This window comes from Micropruina sp. (assembly GCF_047607385.1).
In the GTDB taxonomy this organism is placed as follows: domain Bacteria; phylum Actinomycetota; class Actinomycetes; order Propionibacteriales; family Propionibacteriaceae; genus Micropruina.
This window is the reverse complement of record NZ_JASGDE010000182.1, coordinates 1-5,865: the sequence shown is the minus strand read 5'-3', so window position 1 is coordinate 5,865 and position 5,865 is coordinate 1. Positions and strand designations below refer to the sequence as shown.

General features: G+C 69.9%; 6 protein-coding genes. 5 read left to right on the top strand and 1 reads right to left on the bottom strand.

The genetic code is table 11. The features are described 5' to 3' along the window. On the bottom strand, window positions 1-311 hold a 311-nt coding region (locus QM582_RS16050; protein ID WP_415086062.1), incomplete at its 3' end, for a hypothetical protein. Window positions 312-460: 149 nt separating this feature from the next. Between QM582_RS16050 and QM582_RS16045 the strand changes: the two genes are divergently transcribed. From QM582_RS16045 to pflA, 5 genes are all read left to right on the top strand, one after another. Next, window positions 461-1,744 (top strand): M18 family aminopeptidase, encoded by a 1,284-nt coding sequence (locus QM582_RS16045; RefSeq protein ID WP_415086061.1) that lies wholly within the window; start codon window positions 461-463, stop codon window positions 1,742-1,744. A 53-nt stretch (window positions 1,745-1,797) separates the two neighbouring features. Next, a complete protein-coding gene (locus QM582_RS16040) occupies window positions 1,798-2,052 on the top strand; it encodes a type II toxin-antitoxin system VapB family antitoxin (RefSeq protein WP_415086059.1) in 255 nt (84 codons plus the stop codon). Beyond that, window positions 2,049-2,435: a type II toxin-antitoxin system VapC family toxin gene (locus QM582_RS16035; RefSeq protein WP_415086057.1), complete on the top strand. Its 387-nt coding sequence runs from the start codon at window positions 2,049-2,051 to the stop codon at window positions 2,433-2,435. The genes QM582_RS16040 and QM582_RS16035 overlap by 4 nt, the downstream gene beginning before the upstream one ends. A 193-nt stretch (window positions 2,436-2,628) precedes the next feature. Beyond that, window positions 2,629-4,884, top strand: a complete 2,256-nt coding sequence (gene pflB, locus QM582_RS16030) for a formate C-acetyltransferase (protein ID WP_415086063.1) — start codon at window positions 2,629-2,631, stop codon at window positions 4,882-4,884. Between the two features lie 2 nt (window positions 4,885-4,886). Further along, window positions 4,887-5,777 carry a pyruvate formate-lyase-activating protein gene (pflA, locus tag QM582_RS16025; RefSeq protein WP_415086054.1) on the top strand — a complete coding sequence of 297 codons (891 nt, stop codon included), beginning with the start codon at window positions 4,887-4,889 and terminating at the stop codon, window positions 5,775-5,777. Window positions 5,778-5,865 lie beyond the last annotated feature (88 nt).

Below are 5,865 nucleotides of genomic sequence, written 5' to 3'. Positions count from 1 at the left end.
GCCTCGGCTTGGGCCGCGGAGGCGGCGGCGCGGGCGTCGGCGGCCTCGACCCTGGCCCGTTCCACCTCGGTTCCGGCGCGGGCCAGTTCGGCCCGGGCGGCGGACGCCTCGGCCCGGGCGTCGGCGGCCTCGGCACGGGACTCGGACGCCTCACGCCGGGCCTCGGCGATCTCGCTGCGGGTCTGCGCGGCGGCGGCCTGTTCACCGGCCTGATCGGCGTTGTGCCGAGCCAGCGACACCGCGCGCATCACCAGCCAGGTGAGCAGCGCGCCGAGCGCCGCGGCGATCAGGGCCAGGACAACCATCTCCATGTCCTCGATCTTGCCGGGCGCCTCTGACAAAACTCGTGACCGACCCGGTGTGAGCGTCCAATCGGCTCTCGGACACGCCCGATCAACGGTGTCGGTGGCGCGGGCTAGGCTGCCGACAGCCACCCAGCACAGTTGAAGGAACCGTCCAGATGGATTCGTACCGACCAGGGCAGCCGAGCGACGGATCGGCCCACATCGAGAGCCTGGCGGCCTTCGTCACGGCCAGCCCGTCGTCCTTCCACGCCGCCGACCGTGCCGCCGAGCTGCTGCTGGTGTCCGGCTTCGTCGAGGTCACCGAGACCGAGCCGTTCAGCCCGCTGCCCGGCGGCTACGTGCTGGTCCGGGACGGCTCGGTGCTGGCCTGGCGAATCCCCGAGCGGCTCGACAGCCCCGCCTTCCGGATCGTCGGCGCGCACACCGACTCGCCCGGCTTCGTCCTCAAACCGGAGCCGACCTCGTCGTTCGTGGGCTGGCAGCAGGCCGGCATGGAGGTCTACGGCGGACCGCTGCCGAACTCCTGGCTGGACCGCGAGTTCGGCCTGGCCGGACGCCTGGTCACCGCCGACGGCGTCACCCTGGTCCGCACCGGGCCGCTGCTGCGGATTCCGCAGGTGGCGCCGCATCTCGACCGCAGCGTGAACGAGAGGCTGGTGCTCGACCGCCAGCAGCACCTGCACCCGGTGTTCGCGGTCGGACGGCCCGACGCCGATCTGCTCGCCGAGGTGGCCGCCGTCGCCGGCCTCGACCGCCGCCAGGTGCTGGGCCACGACCTGGTCGCCTTCGTCACCGAGCCGCCGGCCACCTTCGGCCTGGACGCCGACCTCTTCGCCTCGCCGCGGCTGGACAACCTTGCCAGCGTGCACGCCGGGCTGACCGCGATCGCCGCCGCCGACGACTCCGACGCGATCACCGTGCTGGCCTGCTTCGACCACGAGGAGGTCGGCTCGGCCAGCGCCACCGGCGCCAGCGGGCCGCTGCTGGAGACCGTGCTCACCCGAATCGCGGACGCCCTCGGCTGGGACGTCCAGACCGCGGGCGCGGCGCGAGCCCGATCAGTGCTGGTCTCCGCCGACGCCGGCCACGCCGTCCACCCCAACTATCCACAGCTGCACGACCCCGATCACCGGCCGCTGCCGAACCGCGGTCCGCTGATCAAGTTCAACGCCAACCAGCGCTACGCCACCGACGCGGTCGGGGAGGCGATCTGGCGCCGGGCCTGCGCCGCGGCCGGCGTCCCCACCCAGGACTTCGTCTCCAACAACGCGGTGCCCTGCGGTTCCACCATCGGCCCGCTGTCGGCCACCCGGCTCGGCATCCGCACCGTCGACGTCGGCATTCCGCTGCTCAGCATGCATTCCGCGCGGGAGCTGTGCGGCGTCCGTGACCCCGGCTGGCTGGCCCAGGGCATGCGGGCCTTCTACGCGGGCCGCTGAACTGCATAAGTTTCTTCCTTGAGGTAAGCCAATCTTCCTCCTATGGTGGATCCATGGCGCTGAACATCAAGGATCCGGCCACCGACGCGCTTGCCAGAGAGCTGGCCCGAGCCACCGGCGAGAGCATCACCGAAGCGCTGCGGACCGCGCTCGGCGAGCGGTTGGCTCGGGTACGCCGGCAAGCGTCGGTGGGTTCCAAGGCCACCGATCTGCAGCGCTACATCGATCGCGGACGCCGTCGCGAACTGCTCGACGAGCGCTCCGCCGAGGAGATCCTGGGCTACGACGAGCACGGCCTTCCGCGATGATCGCCGACACGTCGGTGCTGGTCGCGGTGATTCTCGGCGAGCCGGACGCCGAGACCTACCTGAAAGCGATGGCCGAGGCGCCGAGCCTGTCGGTCTCGGCCGCGAGCCTCACCGAAGCGCTGATCGTGGTCGAGGCGAGGCAGGGTCCGGAGGCTGCCGCCGACCTCGGTGCGTTGCTGGCCGAGTTGGAGGTCGACATCGTCCCGCTCGACGAGAGCCAGGCGGAACTGGCGGCGTCCGCCTGGCGCCGATTCGGTAAGGGTCGGCATCCGGCCGGCCTCAATCTGGGCGACGCCTTCAGCTATGCCCTGGCCGCAGCTCGCGGTGAGCCGCTGTTGTTCAAGGGTCGTGACTTCGCTGCGACGGACATTCCGCAAGCGTGAGGAACCGCTGGTCACGAGGGTTCCGTGGCGGCCCGATTCGCCCCGGTAACTACTACGCGCTATAGTAGTGGCCGCGAGCACGCCTGCTGGGTCGTTGTTGATTCACAGGTTGACAAGGCCGGACGGCGTGAACGGATACGTCCAGCGCGGCAGCAGGCCGCGCGCTGCACTCCGAGGAGATCCCTTGACCGCCGTGGCTTCCACCCCCACACTTCGCGACGATTCCTGGGGCGGTTTCGCCCCCGGCCCGTGGACCGAGCAGATCGACGTCCGTGACTTCATCCTGCGCAACTACACCCCCTATACCGGGGACGCGTCCTTCCTGGCCGGTGCGACCGCGAAGACGCTGCGGGTCTGGGGGACCCTGCAGCGCGACTACCTGGCGGTGGAGCGGGCCAAGCGGGTCTACGACGTGGAAACCCACATTCCGGGCGACGTGGACGCCTTCGGCCCCGGCTACATCTGCGCCGACGACGACGTGGTCGTCGGCTTGCAGACCGACACCCCGCTGAAGCGGCCGATGATGCCCAACGGCGGCTGGCGGATGGTGGAGACCGCGATCCGGGAGGCCGGGCTGGAGCCCGACCAGCGGGTCAAGGACATCTTCACCAAGTACCGCAAGACCCACAACGAGGCGGTCTTCGACATCTACACCCCGCGGATCCGGGCGGCGCGCAGCGCACACCTGGTCACCGGGCTGCCGGACGCCTACGGCCGCGGCCGGATCATCGGCGACTACCGCCGGGTCGCGTTGTACGGCGTGGACGCCCTGATCGAGGCCAAGAAGGCCGACCGGGACTCGGTGGTCGGCCAGCCGTTCAGCGAGAACTGGGCGCGCTACCGCGAAGAGCACGGCGAGCAGATCAAGGCGCTGACCAAGCTGAAGAAGCTGGGCGCCGACTACGGCTTCGACCTGGGACGCCCGGCGCGCGACTTCCGCGAGGCCGTGCAGTGGACCTACCTGGGCTACCTGGCCAGCGTGAAGAGCCAGGACGGCGCCGCGATGAGCATCGGCCGGCTGTCCGGCTTCTTCGACATCTACGCCGAGCGCGACCTGGCCGCCGGCGTGCTCACCGAGTCCGAGGCCCAGGAGGTGATGGACGCCCTGGTCACCAAGCTGCGGATCGTCCGGTTCCTGCGCACCATCGACTACGACCAGATCTTCTCCGGCGACCCGTACTGGGCCACCTGGTCCGACGGCGGCTTCGCCAACGACGGCCGCACCCTGGTCACCAAGACCTCGTTCCGGCTGCTGCAGACGCTGCGCAACCTGGGCCCGGCACCCGAGCCGAACATCACCATCTACTGGGATCCGGCGCTGCCCGAGGGCTACAAGGCGTTCTGCGCGCTGATCTCGATCGAGACCTCCGCGATCCAGTACGAGTCGGACGCCGAGATCCGCAGCCATTGGGGCGACGACACCGCCATCGCCTGCTGCGTCTCGCCGATGGCGATCGGCAAGCAGATGCAGTTCTTCGGTGCCCGGCTGAACAGTGCCAAGGCGTTGCTGTACGCCATCAACGGCGGCCGCGACGAGGTCAGCGGCAAGCTGGTGGCGCCCGGCTTCAACGCCATCGAGGGCGATCAGCCGCTCGACTTCGACACCGTCTGGGCCAAGTACGACGCGATGCTGACCTACGCCGTCGAGACCTACGTCGAGGCGCTGAACATCATCCACTACAGCCACGACAAGTACGCCTACGAGGCGATCGAGATGGCGCTGCACGACGACGAGATCGTCCGCACCATGGGCTGCGGCATCGCCGGGCTGTCGATCGTCGCCGACTCGCTGGCCGCCATCAAGTACGCCACCGTCACCCCGGTCCGGGACGACTCCGGCCTGATCGTCGACTACATCACCGAGGGCGAGTTCCCGCGCTACGGCAACGACGACGACCGGGCCGACGAGATCGCCAAACTGGTGGTCTCCACGGTGATGGCGAAGATCCGCAACCTGCGGCTGTACCGCGACGCCGTGCCGACCCAGTCGGTGCTGACCATCACCTCCAACGTGGTCTACGGCAAGGCCACCGGCGCGTTCCCCTGCGGGCACGCCGCCGGCACCCCGTTCGCGCCCGGCGCCAACCCGGAGAACGGTGCCGACACCCACGGCATGCTGGCCTCGATGCTGAGCGTCGGGAAGCTCTCCTACGACGACGCGCTGGACGGCATCTCGCTGACCAACACGATCACCCCGTCCGCCCTGGGCCGGACCGAGGACGAGCGGGTCGCGAACCTGGTCGGCATCCTGGACGCCGGCATGGGCGAGGGCCTCTACCACGCCAACATCAACGTGCTGAACCGGGAGACCCTGCTCGACGCGATGGAGAACCCGGACGCCTACCCGCAGCTCACCATCCGGGTCTCCGGCTACGCGGTGAACTTCACCAAGCTGACCCGGGAGCAGCAGCTGGACGTGCTGTCCCGCACCTTCCACGAGTCGGTCTGACGGTGAGCGCGGTCGTCATCGGCGACCCCAGGGACGAGCTCGTCACCCCGGGCTCGCCCGGGCAGTTCGGCCAGGGCGGCGACGCGACCGCGCACGCCAGCATGCTGGGCGGCATCCCGGTCGCCGACCTGCCGCACCACGAGCTGCTGCTCGGCCAGCGCAGCGGCGCGATCGGGTCGGTGCACTCCTGGGAGCTGGTCACCGCCGTGGACGGGCCCGGCACCCGGATGACCACTTTCCTGGCCGGCTGCCCGCTGCGTTGCCTGTACTGCCACAACCCGGACACGATGAACGCCAACCGGGGCCTGCCGGTGCGGGCCGACGACCTGCTGGCCCGGATCAAGCGGTACCGGTCGATCTTCCGGGCCACCGGGGGAGGCATCACGCTCTCCGGAGGCGAGGTGCTGCAGCAGCCGGCGTTCGCCCGGCGCATCCTGCGGGGCGCCAAGAAGCTCGGCATCCACACCGCGATCGACACCTCCGGCTTCCTCGGACGCAACGCCGACGACGCGATGCTCGCCGACGTCGACCTGGTGCTGCTCGACGTCAAGGCCGGCGACGAGGCCACCTACCAACGGGTCACCGGACGCCGACTGCAGCCCACCCTCGACTTCGGACGCCGGCTGGACGCGCTCGGCACCGAGACCTGGATCCGGTTCGTGCTGGTGCCGGGGCTGACCGACGACGCCGCGACGGTCGAGAAGGTCGCCGACTACGCGGCGTCGCTGAGCTGTGTCTCCCGGGTCGAGGTGCTGCCGTTCCACCAGATGGGTCGCGACAAGTGGGCCGAACTCGGCCTCGACTACCAGCTGGACGACACCGAGCCGCCGTCGGCCGAGTTGGTGGAGTCGACCCGCACCATCTTCCGCTCCCGCGGGCTGACCACCTACTGAGGAGCGCTGATTTTCGCTGGTCGAGCTTGTCGAGACCGCTCTGGCAACGGGTTTCGACAAGCTCAACCAGCGAGAGGCCGCTCTATGG

What these genes read in the sequence shown, in the direction of transcription:
- QM582_RS16040 (WP_415086059.1), top strand. Translation starts at nt 1,798, where the DNA reads ATGGCGCTGAACATCAAGGATCCGGCCACCGACGCGCTTGCCAGAGAG.
- QM582_RS16045 (WP_415086061.1), top strand. Translation starts at nt 461, where the DNA reads ATGGATTCGTACCGACCAGGGCAGCCGAGCGACGGATCGGCCCACATC.
- QM582_RS16035 (WP_415086057.1), top strand. Translation starts at nt 2,049, where the DNA reads ATGATCGCCGACACGTCGGTGCTGGTCGCGGTGATTCTCGGCGAGCCG.